Here is a 337-nt window from a genome sequence, read left to right as displayed (position 1 = left end):
GCGTCGACACCAGGTTCGAGTACGTCAGCACCCGCTGCTGGGTGAACGTGTTGCCCTGCGCCAGGTCGCTGGCGCTGCCGGACGTCTCCGTGGAGACGAAGACCTGCGCCGATGCCGAGTAGACCGGCTTCTTCAGCAGGGAGAACCCTGCGGCTGCGGCCACTCCCACCAGGGCGAGTACGACGATCAGCACCCATCCCTTGCGGAGCACCGTGATGTAGTCGCGGAGTTCCACGCCTTTGCCTTCCCCGATCATGGCCGTCCCCGTGGTCCCGACACAGGCACGCCGGGGTACTCCCAGCGCACGGCATACAAATAGTGCCACAGGAACGAGTAC

The 337-nt window shown here is 65.3% G+C and carries 1 protein-coding gene; it reads right to left on the bottom strand.

Annotation, left to right across the window (positions count from 1 at the left end; all coding sequences use genetic code 11):
* A partial coding sequence (locus BIU91_RS03485) for a Wzz/FepE/Etk N-terminal domain-containing protein (protein ID WP_253183675.1) occupies window positions 1-235 on the bottom strand: 235 nt, incomplete at its 3' end.
* Window positions 236-337: the final 102 nt, after the last annotated feature.

It is taken from the genome of Curtobacterium sp. MMLR14_002 (assembly GCF_001864975.1).
GTDB classification, from domain to species: domain Bacteria; phylum Actinomycetota; class Actinomycetes; order Actinomycetales; family Microbacteriaceae; genus Curtobacterium; species Curtobacterium flaccumfaciens.
The sequence above is the reverse complement of the archived record's forward strand: the minus strand, read 5'-3'. Positions and strand labels throughout refer to the sequence as shown.